Source organism: Sulfuricella sp. (assembly GCF_035531155.1).
Taxonomy (GTDB): Bacteria; Pseudomonadota; Gammaproteobacteria; order Burkholderiales; family Sulfuricellaceae; genus Sulfuricella.
Genome location: NZ_DATKTK010000071.1, coordinates 1 through 25,975 on the forward strand (window position 1 = coordinate 1; position 25,975 = coordinate 25,975).

The window sequence follows — 25,975 nt, forward strand, 5'->3', positions numbered from 1 at the left end:
ATTCGCGGATGCTTTCCACGCCATGCAAACGGGCGGAGATGACGCCGGTTGGGCGGTGCTCGAAGTAACGCGTCGGCAGGGCGAAGAGGTGTTCGAACACGGCGCTGCCCAGCACCGCATCGACACGGTTGCCGGTATGCAGCACCAGGTACTGGCGCACCCAGGTGAGCAGGGCGGAAAAAATCATGAACACGGCTAGGCCGATGCCGATGACGATCAGGGTGCTTTCGGTGCGATGCACCACGACTTTGTCGATAATAACCTGGGTAAAAAGCGGCGTGGCAAGCGCCACCAGTTGAATGATGAGGGAAGCGAGCAACACGTCGCGCCAGATCGGCTTGTGCTTGAGCAGCTCGGGCACGAACCAGCGGAAGCCGAAAGCGGTCTCTTTGACGGCGTCGGGGTCCTTGATGGCCTTGGGGCCGGGCTTGAGGAGAAAGACAGTGCCGGCGAAGCGGGCAGCGAACTCATCCGGGGTGACGATCTCCGGCACATTGCTGCCGGCCATGAAGATTACGATACGCTCGGCGGTGGCTTCGGAGACAATCGCCAGGGAGGCAGCAGGTCGGTCATCCGCCGGTTTATCTTCCCCCGTGCTCCCCTCCGTCTGGGACTCATCGGCGTTTTTGGCAGGGGCATGAACGACTGCGAGGCAGGGCAACCGTTGCCCGAGAATTGCCCCTGCGGTAAAGGCCTTGGCGCGAGTTTTGAAGCCCAGGGCGCGGGCCGCCTGGATTAGCGTTTCAAGGGTGTAGGGCGGTGGAAACCGTTGGAGGAGCAGTTCCGGGTCGAAGGGGATGCGATTGAGTGCGCAGAAGCTTCCGAGCGCCCACAGGAGCACGGAACCGTCCAGCCGGGTATGCGATTGGAAACGCATCGAAGACTTTGCTGTTGTTCTTGTGTGCGAAGATGGCCGCTATTCTGTCCTTGCGCTCCCTTTGCTGGCGGGTAACAAACCGTAGAGACTTGATGGGCAGATCACCGCCCCATCAGCCGCAAGAGCGAGGACCGCTCTTGGCTCAATATTGAAGACCATCCCATTCCCCTTTTTTACTTTAGAATATTTTTCTAATTGATATTTCGTGCCCTAATGATTTATGCGCTCTAACGGGTACGAAATTATTTACTCCCAACTTATAAAAGGATATCAAGGCCTGGAGTTCCTGAATATAGTGGAAACCCCTATTCGTCAATAGGGGGTAATACGAAAAAAAAAGGGGGGGCGGCAATCTGTGCCTTAGGTGCTGAGCAAGGCGTACTCAGGACTTTGAACTCAGTGAAGCTCCCGGATTCCGCTGCGCTGCATCCGGGCTACAACTGACTTTATGAATCAATGTAGGGCGGGTTAGCGCAGCGTAACCCGCCAATCCACGGTGGGTTATGGCCTGACGACATTTTGTGCCCTTTAGGGCAAACCCACCCTACATCAATTTAAAGCCAAACCATCAGCCCCATCTCCAGCGGGTGGGTCAGCAGTTCCTGCCAGGGGTAAACGCGGATCTTGTAATCAAGATGGCCACACCGATCGGGGGCCAGATCGAGAGTGAACAGATGCTCCCCGGTCGCCTCCTCGAGCCCCTGGAATGAGAATCTGAAGTGCAGGTAATCCTTCATCTCCTTGCGGGTCGGGCGACGCATCATCAGCTCGACCACCACATCCCCCGGCGCCAGGCCGTTCAATTTCAGGGCAACGTCGAAGCGCACATTATCGCCGAACTGAATGTGCTTCTTCGGCGTATCCAGACGGCGAATCTCGACCCCCTGCCAGGCAGCGCGGATCTTCGTTTTCCAGACCGAAAGATTCTTCGCGTTTGCGTAGCCATCACGGGCGTACAGCTCGCCTTGGCGGCTGGCCTGCAGGTAGAAGCGAGACACGTATTCGCCCACCATCCGATTGGAATTGAAGCGTGGCAACAGGGTGCCGATCGAGCGCTTGGAACGCCTGACCCATTCCGCCGAGTAGCCCATCTTGCCGCGATCGTAGTACTGGGGCACGACACGGTCCTGCAGGATCTCGTAAAAGGTCTGGCTGTCTTCCTTGTTGCGGCGATAGTCGTCCATGTAGGTCGGTGCCGGCTTGATCGCCCAGCCGTTGGTGCCGTCGTAGCCCTCACCCCACCAGCCGTCCAGCACCGAGAAATTGATCGCGCCGTTGATGCCCGCCTTGATGCCGGAAGTGCCGCTCGCTTCGAGCGGGTACACCGGGTTGTTGAGCCACACGTCCACGCCCGCTACCAATCTGCGCGCCAGCCCCATATCGTAGCCTTCTACCAGCAGCACCTTGCCCTCGAATTCCGGCATGTGGGACATCCCTTGAATATGCCGGATTAAATCCTGGCCTGGACGGTCGGCAGGGTGCGCCTTGCCGGCAAAAATGAACAGCACCGGACGGTCGGCCTCGGAAATGATCTGGCTCAGCCAGGTCGGATCTTCGAACAGCAGCGCGGCGCGCTTGTAGGTGGCGAAGCGGCGGGCAAAACCGATGGTGAGGACGTTCGGATTGAGGGGATCGATATGCTTCAGCAGCCGGTCGAGGTGGGCTTCGGAGCCGTGGTTGCGGAAATGCTGCTGGCTGATGCGAAAGCGCACCAGTTCGAGCATTTGCGACTTGAGCGACTGGCGCACACTCCAGAACTGGTGGTCGGGGATCTCATCGATACGCGCCCAGTAGCCTTGATCGGTGAGATTGTGGCGCCACTCGTAGCCGAAGTGGTTGTCGAACAGGTCGATCCATTCCTGCGCCAGAAAAGTCGGCACGTGCACGCCGTTGGTGACGTAGCTCATCGGGTTTTCCTCGGGCGCCAACTGCGGCCACTGGCTGGCGCAGATGCGCGAGGATACTTCGCCGTGGATGCGGCTGACGCCGTTGTGAAAGCGCGAGCCGCGCAGCGCCAGGGCGGTCATGTTGAAATCCGGCCCATCCAGCGTCCTGCCCAGGGAGAGAAACGCTTCGCGGCTGATTTTCAACTCCTGGCACATGTGCTGGAAGTAGTCGCAGACCGTGTTTTCGGCGAATTGGTCGTGCCCCGCCGGCACCGGCGTATGGGTGGTGAACACGGTATTGCCGGCAGCCGCTTCCAGCGCGCTGGCGAAATCCAGCCCCTCGGCGACCATGTAGCGGGCGCGTTCCAGCACCAGGAAAGCGGCATGGCCTTCGTTGATGTGCCACACCGTGGGCTTCAGTCCCAGCGCTCTGAGGGCGCGCACACCGCCGACGCCGAGGACGATTTCCTGCATGATGCGCATGTTGCTGTCGCCGCCGTAAAGCTGGTGGGCGATATCGCGATCTTCAGGCGTATTTTCCTCCAGGTCGGTATCGAGCAGGTACAGCGTGACGTGGCCGACCCGCGCCTGCCATACGTTGACCTTCACCAGCCGTCCCGGTAGGTCGACGTAAACGTGTATCTCCTGGCCATCCTCCCCCAGCGAGGGAACGATCGGCAGGTCTTCGAAATCTGAATCGCTGTAAGTGGCGATCTGGTTGCCTTCGCCGTCGATAATCTGGGAAAAGTAGCCTTGGCGGTAGAGCAGGCCAACCGCAACGAAGGGCAGACGCAAGTCACTCGCCGACTTGCAGTGGTCGCCGGCGAGGATGCCGAGGCCACCCGAATAGATCGGGAAGCTTTCGTGAAAGCCGAATTCGGCGCAAAAATAGGCGATCAGATCGCCTTCCTTGAACTGTTCGTGGTTGCCGCCGCGACGCAGCGGCTCGTTGTGATAGGTATCGTAAGCCGACAACACGCGGTTGACGGTGGCCAGAAACACCTGGTCCTCCGCCGCTTCCACCAGCCGCTTTTCATCCACCCGGCGCAGGAACACCTTGGGGTTGTGTCCGACCGCGTCCCACAAGCCGGGATGAAGACGCGCGAACAATGTCCGGGTCGGCTTGTCCCAACCGTACCAGAGGTTGTTGGCAAGCTCCTCCAGGCGTTGTAGCTTGCGCGGAATCTTCGGGTTGACCTCGATAACGAAAGTGGTGCCCTGCTTCATGCCGACCCCTTATTCAAAACAACAACAACCTGCAAGAATCTTCATACCGCAAAGGCGCGAAGGCGCAAAGAACACAAAGACATGAAGGACTGCTTACAGTCACCCGGCAATTGGTTGGGCACACTCTGACACCCCTTGCCTTTTCTTTGCGCCTTTGCGGTTACAACTGCTTTTTTTGGGTTAATCCAGCTTGAGGAAATGCTCCCGGTAATGCTTCATCTCGCCGATGGATTCATACACATCGGCCAGCGCGGTATGGTTGTTCTCCTTCTTGAAACCGCCGTAAACCTGCGGCCTCCAGCGCTTGGCCAGCTCTTTCAGGGTGCTCACATCAAGGTTCCGATAGTGGAAATAATCCTCGAGCTTGGGCATGTAGTTCGCCATGAAACGGCGATCCTGGCAGATCGAATTGCCGCACATCGGCGATTTCTTCGGCGGCACGTATTCTTTCAGAAATTCGAGCAGTTGCGCCTCGACGGAGGCATCATCCAGTTTCGATGCCTTGACCTTGTCGATCAGGCCGGATTTGCTGTGGGTCGCCTTGTTCCAGGCATCCATGCCATTCAGCACTTCGTCGGACTGGTGCACGACCAGAACCGGCGCTTCGGCGATGGTATCCAGATTGGAGTCGGTGACCACCAGCGCGATTTCGATGATGCGATCCCGTTCGGGAACCAACCCGGACATCTCCATGTCGATCCAGATGAGGCGATTGCTGTCTTGTGCCATAATGGAAACCCAGTAATCTAAAGTCGGACATTTTAGCCCGAAACCCCCCGTGACTCCATGACATTTACCCTGATCTTCCTTGCCGCACTGGCAATCTCCGTACTCTTGCGCTACTGGCTCGCACAACGCCATATCCGCCACATCCAGGCACACCGTGCAAGCGTGCCGCAGGATTTCGCCGACCGCATCAATCTGGAATCACACCAGAAAGCCGCGGATTACAGCATCGCCAAAACCCGCCTCGGCAACCTGCATCTCGCGCTGGAAACCGCCCTGCTACTGGCCTTTACCCTGGGTGGCGGGATCGAGGTACTGTACGGCCTGTGGCACGGCCTGCTCGGATCGGGGTTGTGGCAGGGCACGGCACTGATTCTGAGCGTATTCGCTATTTCCACTTTAGTTGAAATTCCGCTCGGGTTCTACAGCGCCTTCGGCATCGACGCCCACTTCGGCTTCAACAAGATGACACGTGCACTGTTTTTCGCCGACCTCGCCAAGCAGATACTGCTCGGCGCGGCGCTCGGCATTCCGCTGGTGCTCGGCGTGCTGTGGCTGATGGGACGAATGGGCGAATACTGGTGGCTCTACGTATGGAGTGCATGGATGGGATTCAACCTGCTGGTACTGGCGGTTTACCCCACCTTCATCGCGCCGCTGTTCAACAAGTTCACGCCGCTTGAGGATTCGACGCTGAAACAGCGCGTCGAACAGCTGCTGCAGAAATGCGGCTTCCACGCGCAGGGCTTCTACGTGATGGATGGCTCAAAGCGCAGCACCCACGGCAACGCCTATTTCAGCGGCTTCGGCAAATCCCGGCGGATCGTGTTTTTCGACACCCTGCTGGCGCGCCTCGGCCACGACGAGATCGTCGCGGTGCTGGCCCACGAACTCGGGCACTTCAAGCACCGTCACATCATCAAGCGCATCGTCCTGATGGCCGCCATGAGCCTGGCCGGACTGTGGCTGCTCGGCTGGCTGATGGACAAGGAATGGTTTTACCACGGCCTCGGTGTCGCCACGCCAGGCACCGCCACGGCGTTGCTGCTGTTCCTGCTGGCGATGCCGGTATTCACCTTCCTGCTGCAGCCGCTGATGAGCTTTTATTCGCGCAAGCACGAATTCGAGGCCGACCGCTACGCCGCAAAAAATGCCAGCGCCGACGATCTGGTGCGGGCGCTGGTCAAGCTATACAACGACAACGCCTCGACCCTCACTCCCGATCCGCTGCACTCGGCGTTCTACGATTCACATCCGCCGGCGGCGATCCGCATTGCACACCTTCAGGCTCATGCTAATATTTAGCAACATCAACCCACGGAGGTTCGCATGAAATTTATTACAGTGCTCCTAAGTCTGCTGCTCGTCAGCATGCCCGCCCTTGCCGACCCCTTCCCCAAGGGCGACGCCAAAATCGGCAAGACCCTGCACGATAAATCCTGCATCAGCTGCCACGTTTCCATGACTGGCGGCGACGGTTCCGCCATTTACTCCCGCCTCGAACGCAAGGTGAAGAACCCGCAGCAACTCCAGGCCCGTATCCGCACCTGCAACGCCAATGTCGGTGCGAACTGGTTTCCCGATGAGGAGAACCACGTTGCAGCCTATTTGAACCTCCAGTACTACCACTTCAAGTAACAGGCACAACCGGGGAGATATGACCATGGCCGACGAACCGTTCTGCGACCTTACCAAAAAGAGCTGCAAACCCTGCGAGGGCGGCGTGCCGCCCCTGGCCGAAGAGGATATCCGCCGATTCCTGGCGCAACTCAGCGGCTGGGAATATGCCGATGGGGTTATCAGCAAAATCTACCGCTTCAAGGACTATTACCAGACCATGGCCTTCGTCAACGCCACCGCCTGGATTTCCCATCACGAGGATCACCACCCCGACATGGAAGTGGGCTACAACCAGTGCCGGATGCGTTATCAGACCCACGCCATCAACGGTCTGTCCGAAAACGACTTCATCTGCGCGGCGAAGATAGACGCCTTGCTCAACATCTGAATGGGGCAGTTGCAGCACGGCCAGGTTGTCGCCGCCTTCGGCAGGCACTTTGATGTTGAAACGGCAGAGGGCATCGTTTCCTGCGTCACCCGCGGCAAAAAAGGCGGCATCGCGTGCGGCGACCGGCTCCAGATCGAGATGACCGGCCCCGCCCAGGGCGTGATCAAATCGATCGACCCGCGTACCTCGCTGCTGTTCCGCTCCGATGAATTCAAGGAAAAGATCATTGCCGCCAATGTCACCCAGATCATCGTCGTGGTGGCGGCAGAGCCGGCCTTCTACGAGGATCTGGTCAGCCGTTGCCTGATCGCAGCCGAAGCGGCCTCACTCAAGATCGTCATCGTGCTCAACAAGTGCGACCTGGAACAGGCAACCCGCGCGGCACTGGCGCAATTGCAGCTCTACCGCGACCTGGGCTACCCCCTCATCACCCTTTCAGCCAAGCAGGACATCAGCCCGCTGCGGCCCTATTTACAGGGTGAAACCAGCGTGCTGGTGGGGCAATCCGGCATGGGCAAGTCGAGCATCATCAACGCGCTGCTGCCAGCGGCGCAGGCACACACGCGCGAGATTTCCCAAGCGCTGAATTCCGGCAAGCACACCACTACCCATGCACGCCTCTATCACCTTGACGGCGACAGCCACATCATCGACTCGCCCGGCTTGCAGGAATTCGGCCTGGCCCACGTCAACGAGATGGACATCGCCCACGCCTTCGTCGAATTCCGCCCCTACCTCGGCCATTGCCGCTTCAGCAATTGCCGTCATCTGGTGGAACCGGGCTGCGCCGTGCTGGAAGCCACCATGGCGGGCAAAATCGACCGACGGCGGCTGGGCACTTTCCACAAGCTGGTGAGGTGAATGTGCCGCTGCCCTGCCCCTGCGGCCTGCCGCACAGTTACGCGGATTGCTGCGGCCGCTACACCAGCGGCAACACCCCCGCCCCCACCGCCGAAGTCCTGATGCGCTCGCGCTACACCGCCTACACCCTGGCGCAGGAACCCTACCTGCTCGCCACCTGGCACCCCAGCACTCGCCCCGCCGCGCTGGACCTCAACGCCGAACCCCAGTCCAAATGGCTCAATCTGCAAGTCAAACGCCACCGCCAGACCGACGAAATCCATGCCGAGGTGGAATTTGTCGCACGCTGCAAGATCGGCGGGCGCGCCTACCGGCTGCATGAAACCAGCCGCTTCGTGCGCGAAGAGGGGCAGTGGTATTACCTGGATGGGGATGTAAAGAAAAGCTGAGGCAGCACGGATTATTCAATCCGCATATTGCGTTTCGGTCCGAATGCTATAATGCATGGAACCCGATGCGCTTGTGGAATTGATCGAGCGCGTCACCCGGGCAGGCTTTGATAACGCCCTTGATGTACTCTACACTTTCCATTCCGATTGAACCCGCCCCGTCTTCTTCCCGATCTCCCATGATTTCCCTGCAAAAAGCCCTCGAAGGGTTCACCCTTTCCAATGCCGAAATACTTCCCCAGCTGGCCGAGCTGGTGAATGCTCTGCGCCCGGCGCACGACGGGGACGCCGATGCCGCAGTGGAAAAGCTGCGCGAGCTGTGCCGCCTGCTCGACGTTGGGCCGGAATTTCGTAGTGGCCTGCGCCAGGCGTTGCTCGATCTTTTTACACAGCGCCGCTCGGTGCTGCTGTTCGCCACCTCCGGCATCTACCCGGAAACCGGCGTGATGGCTGAGACTCTGCGGCGCCTCTCGCACAAACTGCTGCCCGAGGCAGTGGACCAGGTGCAGATGAAAGATGTATTTGGCCGCATTTTCCGGCGGCGCGATATGCGCTGGCTGGAACAGGTCCCGGTGGTGGAGTGGATTGCCCTGATTCGCGCCCTGCGCTTCGACGAGGCGAAGGACATCTCCGGCATTGGCAGATTGAAGGGCGATCTGCTCGAGGCCCTGCGGGTAGTTGCCCACCGCATCGCGGCAAGCGGTCTTGAAGCGGAAATGCTGCGGCTCGACCCGGATCTCGAAAACCATGAATCACCCTTCCTGGCCCAGTGCGAGGAAGCCCTGGCCTTCGCCGGTCGCGCCGAACAGGCTTACCAGGAAAACACCATACCGGCCGAGGACGATCGTCACTATCTGGTGCTGCTGGAACAGTGCCGCGAAACCATCGAGCGCGTGCGTCGCCGGGCGCAGCAGCAAGGCGCCAGTTTCCACCTCACTTTTCGCCTGCGCCGCCTGCGCCAGCACCTTGATCGTGCCCAGGCCCTGATCGCTCTGGTCGCCGCCCTGGGGGCCAGGGAGAACACCCTGATCGTCGAGCGCAGCGCCGAATTGTGGCAAAAGCTGGCCATGGCCGAATGCCGCCGCAACGATCTGCGGCGTTTCTGGCGCCAGAATCTGGAGCTGGTGGCGCTGCGGGTCACCGAGAATGCCGGCCATACCGGCGAACACTACATCAGCGAAAACCGCCCGGAATATTTCGGCATCCTGCGCTCGGCCATCGGCGGCGGTTTCATCATTGCCTTCATGGCGGCCAGCAAACTCCTGATCGGCAGGCTGGGGCTGGCGCCGCTGACCGAAGTGCTGGCCTTCTGCCTCAACTATGGCCTGGGCTTCGTGCTGATTCACATGCTGCACTTCATCGTGGCCACCAAGCAGCCCGCCATGACCGCCAACGCCATCGCCGCCGCCATTGGCGAAGGTTCGGGGCGCGAGCGCGATCTGGAACCGCTGGTGGATCTGATCGCGCGCACGGTGCGCAGCCAGCTCGCGGCCATTGCCGGCAACATCGGGCTGGCCGTGCCTACCGCCATGCTGCTGGCGCTGGCGGTGCACTGGCAGGCGGGCGAACATTTCGTCAGCCCGGAGAAAGCCCATCACCTGCTGGCCGAAATCAACCCCATCGGCAGCGGCGCCCTCATCTACGCCGCCATTGCGGGCGTCTGCCTGTTCCTGGCCGGGCTCGTCGCGGGCTACTACGACAATCTGTGCGCCTACAACCGCATCCCCGAGCGCCTGCTGCAACTCTCATGGCCGACGCGGCTGCTCGGCACAGCGCGTTGGGGCCGCTTCGCTGCTTACGTGGAAAACAACCTCGGCGCACTGGCCGGCAATTTCTTCTTCGGCTTCATGCTCGGCGGCGTCACCGGGATCGGCGTTCTGTTCGGATTACCGCTGGATATCCGCCACATCGCCTTCTCCTCGGCCTACTGGGGTTATGCTATGATCGGGCTGGATTTCAATGTCGAGTGGAGCGTGGCCAGCCTTGCTGCGCTGGGTGTACTGGCCATCGGCCTGACCAACCTGACGGTCAGTTTCTACCTCGCGCTATCGGTGGGACTCAAGGCGCGCGGCATCACTTTCGCCCAGCGCTGGAAACTGTTGCAGGCCATCGCCAAACGCCTGTTGCGCCAGCCACGGGAATTCTTACTACCGCCAAAGAAAGCCTCTGTCCAACAACAAAAGGAGTAAATCATGCAGTTTATGCTGATTTTCGGCATCCTCTTCTCCATCGGCTCCGTAACGTTCGCCCTGCAAAACAACGTGCCGGTGACAGTGACCTTCGCCATCTGGCGCTTCGAGAGCTCGCTCGCCATGGTGCTGCTGCTTGCACTCGGCCTGGGAGCGACCATCGCCGCCCTGTTGTCGTCACCCACAGTAATCAGAGGCCAATGGACCGCTTCCCGCCTGCGCCGTCAGCTTGCCGGTCTGGAAGAAAACAAGGCGGTGCTCGAGAGGCGAATCAGCCAACTCGAAAACGAGCTGGCTCGCACAAGCCCTTCCTCTGCTCCTAAACAGGAGGAAGCGAAACCCGTCGGACTCAAGACCCTGTTAACCGGCGGAACAAGCAGCAAGCCTGAAGGCGAATAGCCTCTCAAGGCCCGGTACATCAAACAAACCAGCGGCTCAGGGGTGACCCTGGGCCGTTTTTGCTTTAGAGTGCGCCAACTCAATTTCCTTGGGATCGCCAGGCCCGATCGCTCAGCAACGGCAATCGTCGCCGAACCCGCCACCCTGACCATACTCACCGAGATCCGCTTTCTCCGCATCGTCAGCAAGACCCCCTGACCACGAAAATCCTGCTGAAAGTGGCGCGCCTTTTGAGCCAGCGCCTGCGCCAGACAAGCGGGCAGCTGGTGAACTATCTGGAAAGCTGAGCGTATGCCGCCAGCGCATTCACCATGGCACGCACCGCTAGCACCACTAGCAGACTGATAACGAAACCACCCAGCACGTCAGCCGGAAAATGTGCGCCCAGGCTGATGCGCGACAGCCCCACCCAAAGCGCGAAAGACACGCCACCAATGCGCCACCAACTACCCAGCGGCCAGAGCGAGGCACACACCAGCATGACGAAGGAGGAATGACCGCTGGGGAAGCTGTGGTGATATTTGGCCTCGCCGACGATATGGACATTAACCTCACCCAGGGCCAGAGGCGGGCGCGGAAAATCGAGCATCGGCTTGAGCCAGCCAAGCAGTGCACCATCCAGCCAGTAACCGAGCGCAAACACGGAGATCACGCCGAGCCAGAGCATGGCGGCATGCTCACCTTGGAGCGGTTCATGCGCGTAGTTTCTGGAAACCGCAAATACCGCCGCCAGCATCAACAAACAAAGTATCGGCACAAAACTGGTGTGATCGCCGACGGCTGTACCAAGCAGCATGAACTGGTCGAACCAGCCGGCATGCACATCGTTGATAAGATGAAACAGCCAGGCATTAGCGCCACCCCAATCGTAAACAATTTCCTTCACGCTCAGGCCAGCCAGGCCATGGCCCACAATATGCAACCGCCCGCGGCCGCGATGCCGGCACCAGCGAATAGCCATCTCTTGCGCGTCAGAACGGTCATGGAAGCGAGGGCAATGGCGATCTGAATCAGCGTCATGGCTTGAGCCAGGCGATGATGCGGATGCATCATATGCTCACTTTGGTGGTTCGCCTCTTCGGATTTTTTCTCAAGCTCCTCGGCCTTTGCCTTGATTTCCTTCTTTTCCTCGTTATATTTATCGATCTGCTTCTTGTAGAACTCCTGCTTGTCGGCCGGAGATATATTGGCGGCAAGCTCCATCAGATGGCCCTTGGTGCTCTTCGCCTGGTAGAAATTCCACTGGTCGGAGGCATGCGATTTCTGCAACACCGCCTCGTTTTTGTACAACATCGCTTCGTTCTGGGTGGCGCCGCCCTGGTAGCTGACGATGGCGCCCACCGTTGAAAGAATGGCGGTAAAAATGGCGACGGACTGCGCCAGACCCGGCCCGTGCTGGGCCTGGTGCTCGACTTCGTGATCGTGCGCGCCATGGACGTGAAAACCGTGGCCTGACATGGATTACCCTCGGAATGAATGAATCGGCTTATTTAGTAACGGGTTTTGTGCACCTTACGCGCTTTGTGCTTTGCGATCTTCTTGGCCTTCTTGGCTTTTTTAACCTTCTTGGCCTTGTGGCCACTCGGGGCGGCTGTTGTGGCAGGTGCGGCTATCAGTTCGTTGGATTCGGCGGCAACTGCAGGGATCGCGGCGGAAATGGCAAACACGGCGGCAGTAAGAATAGCGAGTAGCTGTTTCATATCATTTCCTCATTTGTGTGGAAAAACCAGCCGGCATTATGACAGAAGCGCACAGGCTACTAAAGCCCACTCAGCACCTTGATGTGTGCCGCCACGCTGCGGCCCAATGCGTGTAGCTCATAGCCGCCTTCCAGCGCCGAGACGATGCGGCCGCTGGCATGCTTTTCCGCAACATCCATGACCTGCTGCGTCACCCAGGCGTAATCCGCCTCCTTCAGCCTGAACATCGCCATGTCGTCCTCCCAGTGGGCATCGAAGCCGGCGGAGATGAACAGCATTTCGGGCCGAAAGCGTTCCAGCGCGGGCAGCCATCGCGCGGTCACCGCCTTGCGGAACGCAGCGCCATCCGTCCCCGCCGGCAGCGGCACGTTAATGATGTGGTCGTTGCCACTTTCGGCGCCGCAATGCGGGTAGAACGGATGTTGGAAGGTCGAGCACAGCATCACGCGCGGGTCGTTGTGGAAGATTTCCTCGGTACCGTTGCCGTGGTGGACGTCGAAATCGGCGATGGCGACGCGTTTCAGGCCGAACTTTTCGATGGCGTGAGCAACGCCGACCGCGACATTGTTGAACAGGCAGAAGCCCATGGCGCGTGCGGATTCGGCATGGTGGCCGGGGGGACGGATGGCACAGAAGGCATTCTCCAACTTGCGCTCCAGCACCAACTCGGTCGCCAACACCACTGCCCCGGCAGCGCGTAGCGCCGCATTCAGAGTGAAGGGGTTCATCGCCGTATCCGGATCGAGGTAAACCAGCCCATGCTGGGGCGCTGCGGCTTGCACGGCTTCGATGTAATGCGGCGCATGCACCCGCGCCAGTTGCTCGAACGTAGCAAGCGGTGCATCATGGCATTGAAGGAAGGACAGCAATCCGGAAGCGATCAGCTGGTCTTCGATGGCGCGCAGTCGCGCCGGAGATTCTGGATGATCCGCCCCCATGTCGTGCTTGAGGCAATCCGGATGGGTGATATAACCAGTATGCAATTGTCACACCTAAAATCGTGCCGCCAACTAAAATGGAAAATATAGAAGCTGAACACGCCGGATTCGGCCATCCATCTCCCTTGCCGCTATATTTAACCTAAACAACCACGAGTGCAAGCCCATGGGACAACATTACCTCAGCACCCTTTTCTCTCCCAAATCAGTCGCGATCATCGGCGCCAGCGACCGCGCCGACTCGGTGGGGGCCATCGTATTCAAGAACATGCTGGAAAGCGGCTTCAAGGGGTCGCTTTACCCGGTCAACCCCAACCACAAGAAAGTCCAGGGCAAACGCGCCTATGCCACGATCGAAGAGATCGGCAAGCCGGTCGAGCTGGCGGTGATCTGCACCAATGCGGCAACCGTGCCCGACGTCATCGAAGCCTGCGGCAAGCACGGCGTGCGCGCCGCGGTAGTGCTGTCCGCCGGTTTTAGCGAAGTAGGCGCCCATGGTGCCGAGATCGAACGCACCATGCTGGCCAACGCCAAAACTTACGGCGTGCGCATTATCGGCCCCAACTGCCTGGGCATCATGCGCACCAGCATCGGCCTCAATGCCACTTTCTTCAAGGGCAGCGTCAAGCCCGGCAAACTCGCACTGGTATCGCAATCAGGAGCACTCTGCACCGCCATCCTGGACTGGGCGCCGGCCCACGACATCGGTTTCTCCAGCGTAGTTTCCATGGGCACTTCGGCCGACGTGGATTTCGGTGAAATTCTCGACTATCTGGCGTCAGACCCACAAACCGAGAGCATCCTGATCTACATAGAGGGTATCCACAAGGCGCGCGGTTTCATGAGCGCCCTGCGTGCCGCCGCCCGCTCCAAGCCGGTGTTCGTGGTCAAGGTGGGGCGTCATGCCGCCGGCTCGAAGGCGGTGATGTCGCACACCGGCGCGCTGGTCGGCTCCGACGACGTGTTCGACGCCGCAGTGCGCCGCGCCGGCGTGGTGCGCGTGATGTCGATCGGCGAGCTGTTTTCCGCCGCCAAGGCCCTTGCCTCGCCCCACCGCTCCAGCGGTAACCGGCTGGCGATCATCACCAACGGCGGCGGGCCGGGCGTGATGGCGATCGACCATGCGGTCGACCTGGGCGTAACCGTTGCCAGCCTGTCCGATCAGACCATCGAGCAGCTGAATAAAGTACTGCCCGCCACCTGGTCGCACAACAACCCGGTGGACATCATCGGCGACGCCACGCCGGAACGCTACCGCGACGCGGTCACCATTTGCATGGAAGATTCCGGCGTGGACGGCGCGCTGGTTATCCTCACCCCCCAGGCGATGACCAACCCGCTAGCGGTGGCCAACACGCTGATCGAGATCGCCAGCCGCTTCAACAAGCCGCTGCTGACCTGCTGGATGGGCGACATCCAGATCAAGGCAGGACGGGCCGCGTTTGCCCAGGCCCGCATCCCCACCTTCAGCACGCCGGAATCCGCGGTGGAAGCTTTCTCCTACATCACCGCCTTCTACCGCAACCAGCGCCTGCTGGCGCAAACTCCCGGCCCGCTCTCGCACCGCGACGAGCCGGACGTGGAGGGCGCGCGCATGTTGATCGAAACCGTACTGTCCGAACGGCGCAAGGTGCTCTCGGAGATGGAATCCAAGGCCTTGCTGGCCGCATTCCGCATCCCGGTGGCGAGCACCGTCATCGCCCGTTCTCCCGGCGAGGCGCTGCTCTTGGCCCAGCAACTCGGCTTCCCGGTGGCGATGAAAATCAATTCGCCCGACATCACGCACAAGTCCGACGCCGGCGGCGTCAAGCTCAACCTGATGAACGCGCCCGCAGTGCGCGCCGCCTACCAGGACATCATCAGTGAAGTGAAGAAAAACCGGCCAGAGGCCCACATCGACGGCATCGCCATCCAGCCGATGGTGGTCAAGCCCAATGGCCGGGAACTAATGCTCGGCGTCACCACCGACCCGGTGTTCGGCCCTGTGATCACCTTCGGCGCCGGCGGCACCACGGTGGAAGTGCTGGGAGACCGCGCCGTTGCGTTGCCGCCCCTGAACACCTTTCTGGTGCGTGAACTGATTGCCGGCACGCGCATCTCAAAACTGCTCGGCGCCTTCCGCCACATGCCGCCAATCCAGATGGAGGCACTGGAAAGCCTGCTGCTGCGGGTTTCAGAGATGGTATGCGAACTGCCCTGGCTCAAGGAAATGGACATCAACCCGCTGATCGTCGACGAGAACGGCGCACTGGCAGCGGATGCGCGCGTGATGGTGGATTTCGCCCCGGTCTCCGGCGACCGCTATGCCCATATGGCGATCTATCCCTACCCTTCCCATCTTGTCACCGACTGGCAGCTGCCGGACGGCACGGAAATCACCATCCGCCCGATCCGGCCGGAGGATGCCGAAATGGTGCAGGAGTTCGTGCGCAACCTGTCGGCCGAGGCCAAATATTTCCGCTTCATGAACACCCTGCAGGAGCTTTCCCAAACCATGCTGGCACGCTTCACGCAGATCGACTACGACCGTGAAATGGCGCTGATCGCCGTGACCGAGGAAAGCGGCAAGGAAGTGGAAATCGGGGTCTGCCGCTACGCCATCAACCCCGACGGCGAATCCTGCGAATTCGCCCTGGTGGTGAGCGACCAATGGCAGCACAAGGCAATCGGCCACAAGCTGATGGGCAGCCTGATGGATGCAGCCCGCAACCGGGGCCTGAAAACCATGGAAGGCGAAGTGCTGGCGAGCAACCACAACATGCTCAAGCTGGTTGCGACGCTCGGTTTCGCCGTCGCCACCAGCGCGGAAGATGCGGCCATCAAGCGGGTGACCCGTAGCCTGTAAATCTGGAAAAAACTTTTAACCACGAATTTACACGAATGAAACACGAATGTTCACTAATAATCAGTTAGTTATCATGGCCAGCCTAATTTACCAGTTTGGCGGCACGGTGACTGTCTCTCACTATTCGTGTTCATTCGTGAACATTCGTGGCATTCGTGGTTAATCGCCGTTTTTAGTAAAACAGATGGACGCCCCCCTCGCCCGCCAGGAAATTCTGATTGCCGCGCTCCGCAGCACTCTCGAAAAACCGGTCGAGATGGTGGAAACCCACATCTCCTGGGTGCTGCTGGCTGGCGACTATGCCTACAAGATCAAGAAAGCGGTCAACCTCGGCTTTCTCGATTTCAGCACCCTGGAAAAACGCCGCTTCTATTGCGCTGAAGAGCTGCGCCTCAACCGGCGACTGACGCCAGATCTCTATCTGGAAGTCGTTCCCATCACCGGCAATGCCGATCATCCTGTCTTGAACGGCCCCGGACTAGCCGTCGAATATGCCGTTAAAATGCGGCGCTTCCCCCAGGCTTGTTTGCTCGACCAGGTGTTGCTGCGCGGCGAACTGACGCCTGAAACGATAGACGCCATCGCCCGCAGAATCGCCGATTTCCATGGACGCACTGCAATCGCAGACAACGAAAGTCCTTTCGGCGCGCCGGAGCGGACTCACCTGCCGGTGGCGGAAAATTTCGCGCAGATTCGCCAGCGACTGCGGGAAAAAGAAGACCTTACACGCCTGAGCGAATTGGAACGATGGAGCGAACGGGAATATCAGGCCCGTTTCGATGCCCTTGCGGCGCGCAAGGCACGGGGCTTTGTCCGCGAGTGCCACGGCGATCTGCATCTCGGCAACATGGTGCTACTGGATGGGGAGGCGGTTCCCTTCGACTGCATCGAGTTCAGCGACAACCTGCGCTGGATCGACGTCATCAGCGAGGCAGCCTTCCTGGCCATGGATCTGCAAGACCGGGGACGGCCCGACCTGGCGCGCCGATTCCTCAATACCTACCTGGAGCAAACCGGGGATTACGAAGGTCTTGAGATGCTGCGCTACTACCTGGTGTACCGCGCCATGGTGCGCGCCAAGGTGGCCTGCATCCGGGCCGGGCAGGCGGAACAGCCTGCCGGCCACTGGACGCAGTACCGAAACCACATCGAACTGGCGGCAGACTTCACTCGCCCCTTGCAACCTTTCCTCGCCATCACCCACGGCCTGTCCGGCTCCGGAAAAACCACGGTCACCCAATCGTTGCTGGAAGCGATAAGCTTGTTTCGAGTCCGCTCCGATGTGGAAAGAAAACGCCTGTATGGGCTCAAGCCGGAGGCGCGCAGCGGCGCCGGGACAGGCGGAGGCATTTATTCCGTGGAGGCCAGCGAACGCACCTACCGTCGACTGGCGGAGGTGGCGCGGGGAATTGTCCAGTCCGGCTTCTCCGCCATCGTCGATGCCGCCTTCCTCAAGCGGCGAGAGCGCGAGGCCTTCCATGAGCTGGCTCAGGAATTAGGCGTTCCTTTCGTCATTCTGGATGTCACCGCACCCGAAAACCTGCTGCGGGAACGGGTGAAGCAGCGCATGCGACACGGGCGAGATGCCTCGGAAGCGGATATCACGGTGCTGGAAAGCCAGCTCCGCAATAGCGAGTCGCTGGACGACGGCGAATTGACCGTAACTATCGGGGTGGATACGGAACGGACAGAGAATGTTCAGGCGCTGGTGCAGCGCTTGGCAGCCTGTCGGACTTAAAGAATCGAAGCGAGAAATGAGCTGGTCGGTGCAGATTTTGCGAGCTTTCACCTTACGGCGAAATGCCTGCTTACCCCGTTTCACGATTTTCAAGCCAATAGTTATTCATATTGGCGAAGGAAAGCGGGGAAATATGCACCGACGAGGTCATTTTGCAGCCGATTTCCTTTAGGTCCGACAGGCTGCTAACGAAGGCTACTTCTTGCTGAGGAGTGCTGCGATTTCCGCTTCCGCCGCAATCCAGTCCTGCACCGGGTCGCCGCGGAACCCACGCCGCTCGGCGTGGAAATAAGCCGCCTCGGCAATCATGCAAAAGCGCTGCTCGGGGGTGACGGTGGGTTTGGCAACCGTGGTGCGCTTCGCGGCAGGTTTTTTCGGGGCAGCCGCAACAGCCTTCTTCGGCGCAGCCACCTTGGCCGCAACTGGCTTTTTCACGGTAGTTTTTGCACTGGCAGTGGTTTTTGCAGCGCTTGATGATGTCGTTTTCTTGGTTGAGCTCGGGGTTGTCGCCATAATATTTTTTCTCCGGGTTAAATCTTGACTAATTTCATATCCAATTTCTGGATTCAGTATAGTTCAATTTTTCAAGAGTAAAATGGTTTCATGACATTACGATGAAACCCGCACATCCTTCCCTACTTTGCCTCTAAAGCCCGGTCGGGTCGAACCAGAAACCTGTCGCTGTGCTCCTTGCGGTTCTGGAGGTAGCGGTTCACCGTAATCTCCCGGCCTGATTGGTCGAAGATGATTTCGTAGTAGATATAATTTTTGAATACCTCTTCGATATTCAAGTCCTGACCGGGGTCCCACGGCTTCACCGCCGGATCGAAACTCTCGAAATAATATGGTACGCCGGGCTGGAATTTTTCCGCCAGTGACGCCGCGCTTGCCCCTACCCAAAACAGGGCGCCAATAACCGCCGCTGTAACGCGTACACCCAGTCTCATGCTCAGCACTTATTCAAATTTGAATTCAATCCAACAATAAACCGCAAAAATCTTTCACCGCAAAGGACGCGAAGGGACGCAAAGGAAAAGCAATCAGGCTGGCATGTCTGAGGGTTAGGTTTTCCCTTTGCAAACCTTTGCGTCCTTTGCGGTTAGTGCTTTTTTGATCGAGAAATGGAATTAGGGCTGTTTAGGCCGTTCCACCCACCGTCAGGCCGTCGATGCGCAGGGTCGGCTGGCCCACACCCACCGGCACGCTCTGACCGTCCTTGCCGCAGGTGCCCACGCCCGGATCGAGCGCCATGTCATTGCCGATCATCGACACCCGCTTCAGCACGTCCGGCCCGTTGCCGATCAGGGTCGCGCCCTTGACCGGGTAAGTGATCTTGCCATCCTCGATCATGTAGGCTTCCGCCGCCGAGAATACGAATTTGCCGCTGGTGATATCGACCTGGCCGCCGCCGAAATTGGCCGCATACAATCCATGCTTGACCGACTTGATGATTTCAGCCGGATCCTTGTCCCCGTTCAGCATGTAGGTGTTGGTCATGCGCGGCATCGGGATGTGCGCGAAGGATTCGCGCCGGGCGTTGCCGGTAACGGCCATGCCCATCAGGCGGGCATTCAGCGTGTCCTGCATGTAACCCTTGAGGATGCCGTTTTCGATCAGCACCGTGCACTGGGTCGGATTGCCTTCGTCGTCGACGTTGAGCGAACCGCGACGACGGGCGATCGTGCCGTCGTCCACCACGGTCACGCCGGCTGCCGCGACGCGCTGGCCGATCTTGCCGCTGAAGGCGGAGCTGCCCTTGCGGTTGAAGTCCCCTTCCAGTCCGTGGCCGATCGCCTCGTGCAGCAGGATACCCGGCCAGCCGGAGCCCAGCACTACCGTCATGGTTCCCGCCGGGGCCGGCCTGGCATCGAGATTGATGAGCGCCTGGTGGACCGCCTTTTGCGCGTAATCCTGCAACACTTCATCGCTGAAATAGGCATAGTCGAAACGTCCGCCGCCGCCCGCGCTGCCCTGCTCGCGCCGGCCGCCATCCTCCACGATCACCTGCAGGGAAACCCTGACCAGAGGACGCACATCCGCTGCCAGCAGGCCGTCGTTGCGGGCGATCAGCACCACCTCGTATTCGCCGGCAAGCGATGCCATGACCTGAGTGACACGCGGATCGAGCGCGCGAGCATGGCGCTCCAGCCTTTCCAGCAGGGCCACTTTTTCAGCGTCCTTGAGACTGGCGATCGGGTCGTGAGGCAGGTAAAGCTGTGGCTTGGCCGCACCGTACACCGCCGGCACCGACTTTTCCGCCCCCTGCCGGGCAATTGCGCGGGTGGTTTCTGCCGCAGCCGCCAGGGCCGGCAGGCTGATGTCATCGGAATAGGCAAAGGCGGTCTTTTCGCCGGATACGGCGCGCACGCCCACACCCTGGTCGATGCTGAAGCTGCCCGACTTGACTTGGCCCTCCTCCAGGCTCCACCCCTCGGCACGGGTGTACTGGAAGTACAGGTCGGCGTAATCCACCTGATGGGTCATGATGCGACCGAACACCTGCTGCAGGTCGCCCACATCCAGTCCGTAGGGAGTCAGCAGAGTGGATTGGGCGGTGCCGAACAGAGGATCGGACTGGAACGATGCGGTTTCAATTTTCATATTTTAACAATTCAGCAAGTTTTCAAAGTTCGGTGTGTCAGGGCAGGCAGGCTCTTGCGCAAGCTCGCCTGATAGGCCGGATTGACGTTGGCGATCACGACGCCGGAGCCGCGCGGCAGGCGGTCGAGAATCACGCCCCAGGGATCGACGATCATGCTGTTGCCGTGCGTTTCGCGGCCGGACAGATGATAGCCGCCCTGGGCCGAGGCCACCACATAAGCCAGGTTCTCGATGGCGCGGGCACGCACCAGGGTTTCCCAATGCGCCTTGCCGGTGGTTTCAGTGAAGGCGGCGGGCACGACGATGATGTCGACCTCGCCCATGGCGCGGTAAAGTTCGGGAAAGCGCAGGTCATAACATACCGATAGACCGATCCGGCCGAAAGGAGTTTCAACGACCACTACCTGGTCGCCCGGTTCGATGGTTTTTTCTTCGCGGTATTTCTCGTTGCCGAGATCCAGGCCGAACAGGTGGATCTTGTCGTAGCGCGCCGCCAGCTTGCCCTTGTCGTCGTACACCAGACAACTGTTGCGCACCTTGGAGGGAACGCTTGCCTCCAGCGGCACGGAACCGCCGACGATCCAGATCTTGTGCTTCCTTGCCATGGTGCTGAGGAACTTCTGGATCGGGCCCTTGCCTTCTACCTCGCGCACTGCCACCTTGTCGCTTTCCTTCTTGCCCATGATGCAAAAATACTCCGGCAACACCACCAGCTTGGCGCCCTGCGCAGCCGCCATGCCGATCAGGCGTTCAGCCTCGGAAAGGTTCGCTGCCACACTCGGGCCGGAGGCCATCTGGATGGCCGCGACGCGGCACACGCCGGGCTGCGGTTTGGCGCGCGCGACTGCAGTGCGGGTCTTGGTTCTGGCGAAGCTCGATTTGGCTTTTGCTATCATTTACTATCCTCTTGTCCATTGCTCAATTCGGTGATGAGTGACGGGAAAAGTCGAAGGCGGCGCCGTCGATTTCACCTCACCCATTACCCATTACCCATCACGGCTCATTGTCACTGATTTTTACAACACTGGGATTGTCCCATGTTCCTCTAATCCTGTATTCGTAAGCAGCGATTTGACCAATCGGGTCTCGCAACAATTTTTGCGCCACCAGCGCAGCTATCCCGACCGCGGGTCCGCCCAGAAAAGCGCCGGCGACGGACATGCCCTCTCCCAACTGGGGAACCACTCTCACCTTCAGATTCTGGGTTTCCCTGGCCAAGTCGGTTTCACCCTGCATCTGGACTTTCGCCGCCGGCCCTTCCAGCCTGAAATCATCGGTGCGCGCCACACCGCGGTTGAGGTGCGCACTGCCGGAAATCGAGTCGAAAGCGAAACCTTCGCTGAAAATATCGCGAAAGTCCAGCGTCAGGCGCCGGGGCAGTGACTGAAGACTGAGCAGGCCAAGCAGCTTGCCTGCACCCGGCTCGATTTTGAGAAACTGGCCATCCTTCGCTTCCAGCTTAAGATTGCCGGCCAAACTCGGAAAATCGATCTCATGGGGGCTGCCAGCCCAGGAAAGCTGGCCGTCGAGCTTCGCCGTTCCGCGCTTCACCGCTTCCGGATAGCCCAGCCGCGCCAGCAGGTTACCCAGGTCCTGCGCCTCAAGATGCAGATTGGCGTTGGTCATCGGCCAGCGTCGCCAACCCTGCCACAACCCATCCATCTGCAGGCTGCCGTCGGGGTTGCTGATGCGCAGCTTTTGAATGCGCCAATCCTCATCCTCCTGCACGGCCAGCAGTTCGAGCTTGCCCAGTTTCTTCTGCTTGGCCGAGAAACTGTCTGCGATGATATCCAGTGCCGGGAGCTCTTTCTCCTGCGGCGCTTCCGTCGGAACTCCCAGCTTCGCCGGAGCTGGATCGGGAATGGTCAAATGGCCCAGACGCGCCTGCAGCCGGCCACGCCCCTCAGGATTCCAGTTCACGCTGCCGGCAAGCTCCCTGCTCTCTATCTTCGCCTGCCAGGTGCTCTCCTGCATTTTGGCACTAATACGCAGGTCGTTAAAGCGTTTGCCGAATGCATCGAGTGCACCGAATTTCAGGTTGAGCCCGGCAAACCCGGGCAACGGCGACGCCTTGGCCGATGGCTGGCCGAGGAGTCCGCGCCAATGATCTAGATCAAGCAAGGCCAGTTCGCCGCTCAACCAGATGCCGGGCTGCGGGGGCAACACCGCCGCTGCTCCCAGATTGACCGCGCCGCGCTCGATCGTCGTTTTGCCGTTTTCATAATTGCGTGACAGAACCGCCGCCAGAACCTTGCCATAGTTGAGCTGAAGCAGATCCTGATTCGCACCCGTTATTTTCTTCTCGATGCGCAGCGGCACCGTGTCAGCCGCTTTTTTGCCGAAAGGCGCAGGCAGGTTAATCGCCAGCCCAACCAGTGAAGATTCGAGCAGCATATCGGCCTGTTTTTTGCGGATTGAGATCACCCCACGCCAGTCGGCAGTTCCAGTCAAGTTGCTGATTAACGGCAGGTCAGCCAATCCACGCATTCCGGCAGCAGTGGCACGCCCCTGTGCGTTAATGCGCACGCCGCCATCCTTCTGGGTCGCCCCGTTGATCGAGACAGGACCACCCAAGGCCAGCGCCGTAATTTGAGGAATCCCCACCGAGGCTTCAGTAAAATCCAGGCGTCCATTCACTTGTTCCAGCGCCGGGAAGTCCGCGCCGAGAGAAATGCGGTTGTTGACGAACTGGTAGCTACCCGCCACCCGGCTGTCCTTGTTGCGTCGCAAGGGGATAACCAGCTTCAACTTGAAATTTCCGTTGCCCGATGCCCCCATGCCTGCGGTGAAATCGTCGATCATGGCGCTGACCGGACTGTGGTCGATGAACTTGATCATGTCGCCGGTCGGCCCGCGGGCCTCACCCTCCACTTCGAGGGTTTCATCCCAGCTCAGCAGATCGGGAATAACCGCGCGGGTCTTGCTGATCTGCATACCATCGGTATTGCCTTGATGTGCAGTGATTTCCATACGGGCGCCACGGAACAGAAGATCCACCACGATATTCTCGATTTTTGGCCAGCCCGGCGCATATTCCAGTGTGCCGCCGGTCACCTTTCCGGCTACCTCGAACAGACCGCGCTTGCCGTCGGCGAAGGGGAAGTCTGCCAGATTACCCTTCAACCGCAGCCGCACATCGTTGGACTGCCCGGCCAGCAGCGCGGTATTGAGCCAGTCGCGCGTGGATTGGCCGATCGTAAGGGGGATGTATCGGCCGACCTGGCGCGCATCGCCACGGGTGAACTGGCCGGTGAGATCGATCGTGCCCGGCGTACCGCCAGTCATCTTGTAGCTGCCGAACAGCGTGCCCGCCAGGTGGCGGTTGGCAAGAGAAAGACTGGTCAGGTTAAGATCCAGGCCATTTTCCCGTTTCTTCCAGTTCATTTGCGCTGTCAGCGCATCCATCTCCAGCGGATCGCGAAACAGATCCGGAAAGTTGGCACGCACACCGTGTGAATCCAGCGCCAGCGTTCCGGATTTTTCGTTGGCATCGAGTTTGCCGCTCAGGCCGGAAAAGCCCGGCAGCTTTCCATGCGGTTTCATGCCCAAGCCGGCAAAGCCCCCCTTGGCCGTATAGCTCTGTGGCTCTTTCCAGTCGCCGTTCCATTTAACGCTGAAGTCGTGAAAGCTGCCCTGGGGACCGATTTCAGCCAGTTTGCCACGCACTTCGGGTGACAGCGGCAGCGCATCGGCCCATTTCACCAGCGGTTCCAGGTAAAGATTATTGGCGCGGATTTCCCCTGCAGCGGGCTTTTTGCCTTGCGCCGGGACATAGCGCACCAGCAAATCGGTAGCCGGCAGGCTGACGCCGCTCTTCGCCGCCAGGCTCAGACGCTGCGCGCTGAACTCGAACCCGACCGGCAACGGCTTCCATCCGAGGCGGCCGCTCAGGCTATGCAGATCGAGCTGGGGCAGATCACTGGCGAAACGGGCTGTTACATCGTTCAGACGAACGTCCGCTGTAACCTCGCCGATCCTCCCGGCCTTGAATCCAAGCCAGGCCTGCACCCCGCCATACCCGTGCCGCAGCTCGAGCGGGAAGGGTAGCCAGGCCTGCCAGGCAGCGATGTCGGCATGGTCGAGCTTCGCATAAACCCTGCCCTCCCAGGCGGCCAGATCGGCCACTTTTTCACCTTTCATATCGGCACGAATATCCAGCGGAGCTGCCAGTTCGGCAGGCGGAACGGCCTGCAGGCCCAACCGGTGGCGCCTGCCGCTGTTCTCCAGGCGCAGGTTGACGCGGCTCAAGGTCAATGCTGGCGCCTGGCGCTTCTCGTCGCGCCACTCGATCACTGCATTCCGAATGACGATACGCGATTGCTGCAATAGCCAATCGGCAAACCCGCTCTCGCTGTCCGGCTGGTTGAGCTCGATTCCCCCTATGAAGATGTGCCCTTCGGCATCGCGCCGGAGGCTCAATACGGGATCGCTGATTTCGAGGGAATGCAGGCGCACCTCGCCTACCAGCAGCGTCCACCACGACAGGGTGCTATCGACATGCTGGAGTACCAGCGCAGGCCGCCCCTGCCGGTCGAAAGCCTGAACTTCGCGCAGCACCAGGTGCGGACGCAGGCGCTCCCAGTTGGCGTCGATCGCGCCGATCGTTACGCGCTGGCCGGACGCGCGGGTGATGGAAGCGGCGATGTCCTCGCGGTATTGGCCGATGTTGGGCAAGATCCAGTAGCGCAGCGCCACCACCGTCGAGGCGAACGCCAGCCCGGCCAGGAACAGGGCCACAATGACAATCCGGTAAGTCCAGCGCCAAGAGGTTTTGAGCATTTCAAATTCAGAAAAAATAACCGCAGAAGCGCTTAACTGCGCCCCTGCGGTCAGATTATACTCCGGCGACGGGGATTGCTTCACGTTACCGTTTGGTCAGCCTTCTCACCGCTCGCTTCGACCGCTCCAGAATCGCCGGATACTCCAGCGCCATTGATCCAGGACTCGTATTTCCAGTGAGCTTTATCTGGAAGTCGACAGCTCTAGAATACGCTGCTGAAGCGGCTTTTTCTTTTCTTCGATCTCATTGTATTTTGTATAAAGCTGGTCGGCCTGCCGATTCAAATCATCCACGCGGCGGATGATGCGCCTTTGTGCCTCGATCACGTCGGCGTAGTTCTGAGTTTCACCCGGAGGCTGCATCGGATTCGTCTGGATGCCGTAGATCGACATGGCATTGCCGCGCCCCAATTCCTGCACCATCTGGAATTGCTGGTAGATCGCCTGCTGTTCCTGCTTCAGCATGTCCAGCGCGCGGTACAGGCGTTGAAGTTCAGCATCGTTGTCGGTGGCGGCAGTGGCGGCAAAGCTCAGCAGTAGCGGCAAAAGCAAAACAAAACGGCGCATGGCTCCTCCAGCGGTTGGAATGAGTGAGATAACTCATTATAGGAGCCGCAAAAAGAGCAAGCATCGAAACTGCGGAGTGTGCAAACCAAAAAAACGTGGTCTGTCCCTGAGGTTTCCCCTCAAATACCCACTGATGATCAATAGGTTATGCATCAAGAAAGGCATGCATGGCGCCGATATAGACCCCATCTCGGTGACCAAACGTCGATGGAGGTGGGCCATGCATGCAAAAAGGATTGTAGATG

General features: G+C 59.7%; 23 protein-coding genes. 10 read left to right on the plus strand and 13 right to left on the minus strand.

Annotated features, from left to right (window positions below; all coding sequences use genetic code 11):
* The 3 genes from VMV64_RS17190 to orn all read right to left on the minus strand — a co-directional run.
* Positions 1-877 (minus strand): ABC transporter transmembrane domain-containing protein (locus VMV64_RS17190; RefSeq protein ID WP_325332606.1); only part of this gene is annotated, 877 nt, incomplete at its 3' end.
* A gap of 554 nt (positions 878-1,431) precedes the next feature.
* On the minus strand, positions 1,432-3,990 hold the full coding sequence (gene glgP / locus VMV64_RS17195; RefSeq protein ID WP_325332608.1) for an alpha-glucan family phosphorylase: 2,559 nt from the start codon (positions 3,988-3,990) through the stop codon (positions 1,432-1,434).
* Between the two features lie 180 nt (positions 3,991-4,170).
* Entirely contained in the window at positions 4,171-4,719 is a 549-nt protein-coding gene (gene orn, locus VMV64_RS17200; RefSeq protein ID WP_325332610.1) for an oligoribonuclease, read from the minus strand.
* Positions 4,720-4,776: 57 nt separating this feature from the next.
* Here orn and VMV64_RS17205 point away from each other — a divergent pair, with 57 nt between their 5' ends.
* From VMV64_RS17205 to VMV64_RS17240, 8 genes are all read left to right on the plus strand, one after another.
* A complete protein-coding gene (locus VMV64_RS17205; protein WP_325332612.1) occupies positions 4,777-6,021 on the plus strand; it encodes a M48 family metallopeptidase in 1,245 nt (414 codons plus the stop codon).
* A 24-nt stretch (positions 6,022-6,045) separates the two neighbouring features.
* Positions 6,046-6,354: a cytochrome c gene (locus tag VMV64_RS17210; protein WP_325332614.1), complete on the plus strand. Its 309-nt coding sequence runs from the start codon at positions 6,046-6,048 to the stop codon at positions 6,352-6,354.
* Between the two features lie 25 nt (positions 6,355-6,379).
* A complete protein-coding gene (locus VMV64_RS17215) occupies positions 6,380-6,724 on the plus strand; it encodes a 4a-hydroxytetrahydrobiopterin dehydratase (protein ID WP_325332616.1) in 345 nt (114 codons plus the stop codon).
* Positions 6,725-7,585, plus strand: a complete 861-nt coding sequence (rsgA, locus tag VMV64_RS17220; RefSeq protein ID WP_325332618.1) for a ribosome small subunit-dependent GTPase A — start codon at positions 6,725-6,727, stop codon at positions 7,583-7,585.
* Entirely contained in the window at positions 7,582-7,974 is a 393-nt protein-coding gene (locus tag VMV64_RS17225) for a YchJ family protein (RefSeq protein WP_325332620.1), read from the plus strand. Before rsgA ends, VMV64_RS17225 begins: the two co-directional genes overlap by 4 nt.
* A gap of 179 nt (positions 7,975-8,153) precedes the next feature.
* The gene (locus VMV64_RS17230; protein WP_325332622.1) at positions 8,154-10,163 is read left to right on the plus strand and encodes a site-specific recombinase; all 2,010 of its coding nucleotides are present in this window, start codon (positions 8,154-8,156) and stop codon (positions 10,161-10,163) included.
* 3 nt (positions 10,164-10,166) lie between these two features.
* Complete coding sequence (locus VMV64_RS17235) at positions 10,167-10,562, plus strand: LapA family protein (RefSeq protein ID WP_325332624.1); 396 nt, start codon at positions 10,167-10,169, stop codon at positions 10,560-10,562.
* 69 nt (positions 10,563-10,631) lie between these two features.
* Positions 10,632-10,760 carry a hypothetical protein gene (locus tag VMV64_RS17240; protein ID WP_325332626.1) on the plus strand — a complete coding sequence of 43 codons (129 nt, stop codon included), beginning with the start codon at positions 10,632-10,634 and terminating at the stop codon, positions 10,758-10,760.
* 73 nt (positions 10,761-10,833) lie between these two features.
* On the opposite strand, the gene VMV64_RS17245 is transcribed toward VMV64_RS17240, so the two are convergent.
* The 4 genes from VMV64_RS17245 to VMV64_RS17260 are packed head-to-tail and all read right to left on the minus strand — an operon-like array spanning position 10,834 to position 13,245.
* Positions 10,834-11,475: a phosphatase PAP2 family protein gene (locus VMV64_RS17245; RefSeq protein ID WP_325332628.1), complete on the minus strand. Its 642-nt coding sequence runs from the start codon at positions 11,473-11,475 to the stop codon at positions 10,834-10,836.
* Entirely contained in the window at positions 11,451-12,020 is a 570-nt protein-coding gene (locus VMV64_RS17250; protein ID WP_325332630.1) for a DUF4337 domain-containing protein, read from the minus strand. The genes VMV64_RS17245 and VMV64_RS17250 overlap by 25 nt, the downstream gene beginning before the upstream one ends.
* Before the next feature lie 32 nt (positions 12,021-12,052).
* The gene (locus VMV64_RS17255; protein WP_325332632.1) at positions 12,053-12,262 is read right to left on the minus strand and encodes a hypothetical protein; all 210 of its coding nucleotides are present in this window, start codon (positions 12,260-12,262) and stop codon (positions 12,053-12,055) included.
* A gap of 59 nt (positions 12,263-12,321) precedes the next feature.
* Positions 12,322-13,245, minus strand: coding sequence for a histone deacetylase family protein (locus tag VMV64_RS17260; RefSeq protein ID WP_325332634.1), 924 nt, complete (start codon positions 13,243-13,245; stop codon positions 12,322-12,324).
* Between the two features lie 121 nt (positions 13,246-13,366).
* Between VMV64_RS17260 and VMV64_RS17265 the strand changes: the two genes are divergently transcribed.
* Together VMV64_RS17265 and VMV64_RS17270 are read left to right on the plus strand one after the other, a co-directional pair.
* Positions 13,367-16,045 carry a bifunctional acetate--CoA ligase family protein/GNAT family N-acetyltransferase gene (locus VMV64_RS17265; protein WP_325332636.1) on the plus strand — a complete coding sequence of 893 codons (2,679 nt, stop codon included), beginning with the start codon at positions 13,367-13,369 and terminating at the stop codon, positions 16,043-16,045.
* Between the two features lie 184 nt (positions 16,046-16,229).
* Positions 16,230-17,783: an AAA family ATPase gene (locus tag VMV64_RS17270; RefSeq protein ID WP_325332638.1), complete on the plus strand. Its 1,554-nt coding sequence runs from the start codon at positions 16,230-16,232 to the stop codon at positions 17,781-17,783.
* A gap of 195 nt (positions 17,784-17,978) precedes the next feature.
* Here the strand turns inward: VMV64_RS17270 and VMV64_RS17275 are convergent, their stop codons facing one another.
* From VMV64_RS17275 to VMV64_RS17300, 6 genes are all read right to left on the minus strand, one after another.
* The gene (locus VMV64_RS17275) at positions 17,979-18,218 is read right to left on the minus strand and encodes a DUF2934 domain-containing protein (protein ID WP_325332640.1); all 240 of its coding nucleotides are present in this window, start codon (positions 18,216-18,218) and stop codon (positions 17,979-17,981) included.
* A 200-nt stretch (positions 18,219-18,418) separates the two neighbouring features.
* Complete coding sequence (locus VMV64_RS17280) at positions 18,419-18,730, minus strand: hypothetical protein (protein WP_325332642.1); 312 nt, start codon at positions 18,728-18,730, stop codon at positions 18,419-18,421.
* A 190-nt stretch (positions 18,731-18,920) separates the two neighbouring features.
* Positions 18,921-20,384: a metalloprotease TldD gene (gene tldD / locus VMV64_RS17285; RefSeq protein ID WP_325332644.1), complete on the minus strand. Its 1,464-nt coding sequence runs from the start codon at positions 20,382-20,384 to the stop codon at positions 18,921-18,923.
* An 11-nt stretch (positions 20,385-20,395) separates the two neighbouring features.
* Positions 20,396-21,280, minus strand: coding sequence for a carbon-nitrogen hydrolase family protein (locus tag VMV64_RS17290; protein WP_325332646.1), 885 nt, complete (start codon positions 21,278-21,280; stop codon positions 20,396-20,398).
* Between the two features lie 97 nt (positions 21,281-21,377).
* Positions 21,378-25,163: a YhdP family protein gene (locus VMV64_RS17295; RefSeq protein ID WP_325332648.1), complete on the minus strand. Its 3,786-nt coding sequence runs from the start codon at positions 25,161-25,163 to the stop codon at positions 21,378-21,380.
* 183 nt (positions 25,164-25,346) lie between these two features.
* Positions 25,347-25,730 carry a hypothetical protein gene (locus VMV64_RS17300; RefSeq protein WP_325332650.1) on the minus strand — a complete coding sequence of 128 codons (384 nt, stop codon included), beginning with the start codon at positions 25,728-25,730 and terminating at the stop codon, positions 25,347-25,349.
* Positions 25,731-25,975: the final 245 nt, after the last annotated feature.

What these genes read in the sequence shown, in the direction of transcription:
- VMV64_RS17270 (WP_325332638.1), top strand. Translation starts at nt 16,230, where the DNA reads ATGGACGCCCCCCTCGCCCGCCAGGAAATTCTGATTGCCGCGCTCCGC.
- VMV64_RS17250 (WP_325332630.1), bottom strand. Translation starts at nt 12,020, where the DNA reads ATGTCAGGCCACGGTTTTCACGTCCATGGCGCGCACGATCACGAAGTC.
- glgP (WP_325332608.1), bottom strand. Translation starts at nt 3,990, where the DNA reads ATGAAGCAGGGCACCACTTTCGTTATCGAGGTCAACCCGAAGATTCCG.
- VMV64_RS17230 (WP_325332622.1), top strand. Translation starts at nt 8,154, where the DNA reads ATGATTTCCCTGCAAAAAGCCCTCGAAGGGTTCACCCTTTCCAATGCC.
- VMV64_RS17210 (WP_325332614.1), top strand. Translation starts at nt 6,046, where the DNA reads ATGAAATTTATTACAGTGCTCCTAAGTCTGCTGCTCGTCAGCATGCCC.
- VMV64_RS17215 (WP_325332616.1), top strand. Translation starts at nt 6,380, where the DNA reads ATGGCCGACGAACCGTTCTGCGACCTTACCAAAAAGAGCTGCAAACCC.
- tldD (WP_325332644.1), bottom strand. Translation starts at nt 20,384, where the DNA reads ATGAAAATTGAAACCGCATCGTTCCAGTCCGATCCTCTGTTCGGCACC.
- VMV64_RS17290 (WP_325332646.1), bottom strand. Translation starts at nt 21,280, where the DNA reads ATGATAGCAAAAGCCAAATCGAGCTTCGCCAGAACCAAGACCCGCACT.
- orn (WP_325332610.1), bottom strand. Translation starts at nt 4,719, where the DNA reads ATGGCACAAGACAGCAATCGCCTCATCTGGATCGACATGGAGATGTCC.
- rsgA (WP_325332618.1), top strand. Translation starts at nt 6,725, where the DNA reads ATGGGGCAGTTGCAGCACGGCCAGGTTGTCGCCGCCTTCGGCAGGCAC.
- VMV64_RS17280 (WP_325332642.1), bottom strand. Translation starts at nt 18,730, where the DNA reads ATGAGACTGGGTGTACGCGTTACAGCGGCGGTTATTGGCGCCCTGTTT.
- VMV64_RS17265 (WP_325332636.1), top strand. Translation starts at nt 13,367, where the DNA reads ATGGGACAACATTACCTCAGCACCCTTTTCTCTCCCAAATCAGTCGCG.
- VMV64_RS17205 (WP_325332612.1), top strand. Translation starts at nt 4,777, where the DNA reads ATGACATTTACCCTGATCTTCCTTGCCGCACTGGCAATCTCCGTACTC.
- VMV64_RS17255 (WP_325332632.1), bottom strand. Translation starts at nt 12,262, where the DNA reads ATGAAACAGCTACTCGCTATTCTTACTGCCGCCGTGTTTGCCATTTCC.
- VMV64_RS17300 (WP_325332650.1), bottom strand. Translation starts at nt 25,730, where the DNA reads ATGCGCCGTTTTGTTTTGCTTTTGCCGCTACTGCTGAGCTTTGCCGCC.
- VMV64_RS17235 (WP_325332624.1), top strand. Translation starts at nt 10,167, where the DNA reads ATGCAGTTTATGCTGATTTTCGGCATCCTCTTCTCCATCGGCTCCGTA.
- VMV64_RS17295 (WP_325332648.1), bottom strand. Translation starts at nt 25,163, where the DNA reads ATGCTCAAAACCTCTTGGCGCTGGACTTACCGGATTGTCATTGTGGCC.